The sequence below is a fragment of the Vibrio sp. 1401 genome (genome assembly GCF_033340295.1).
On record NZ_JAWOWF010000317.1, the window covers coordinates 1 to 735 of the forward strand.

At 47.8% G+C, this 735-nt stretch carries 1 protein-coding gene; it reads left to right on the forward strand.

Annotation, left to right across the window (positions count from 1 at the left end; translation table 11 throughout):
• The coding region (locus R7Z77_RS25360; RefSeq protein WP_318137046.1) for a protein adenylyltransferase SelO family protein at positions 1-677 on the forward strand (677 nt) is incomplete at its 5' end.
• Between the last annotated feature and the right edge of the window lie 58 nt (positions 678-735).

Here is a 735-nt window from a genome sequence, read left to right on the forward strand (position 1 = left end):
GTTTTCTCGACGATTATGAACCGGGGTACATTTGTAACCATTCTGATTATCAGGGGCGTTATGCGTTCGAGCAGCAACCGCGAATTGCCCTGTGGAATCTTTCTGCTTTGGCACATGCCTTATCACCGCTCGTCGAGCGAGAAGATTTAGAACAGGCACTGAGCCAATTTGAAGGGCGTTTAAGCCAGCAGTTTAGCTGCTTGATGCGCAGTAAGCTTGGTTTGAAAACAAAAATTGCAGAAGACGGACGTTTGTTTGAGTCGATGTTTGAACTGCTTAATCAGAATCATACCGACTACACGCGATTCTTTAGAGCGTTGTCCAACCTCGATAAACAGCCAGCGCAAGAGGTCATTGATTTGTTTATTGACCGGGAAGCCGCCCAAGCGTGGCTTGATTTGTATTTGTCTCGATGTGAGCTGGAGGTAGATCAAATTGGTGAGCTGATTTCAGCCGAGCAGCGTTGTGAACAGATGCGCCAAGCCAACCCGAAATACATTCTTCGCAACTACCTTGCGCAATTGGCTATCGATAAAGCTGAGGAAGGGGATTTCAGCGAAGTTCACCGTCTTGCTGAGATACTTCGCCATCCATACGATTCGCAACCAGAGTTTGAGGCGTATGCCAAATTGCCGCCAGAGTGGGGGAAAAAGATGGAGATCAGCTGCTCCTCATAAATGGGTCATTTCCCACCCATATCCTTTAGGTTTGTGGGTGGATTTCCCTCCTTTTGGC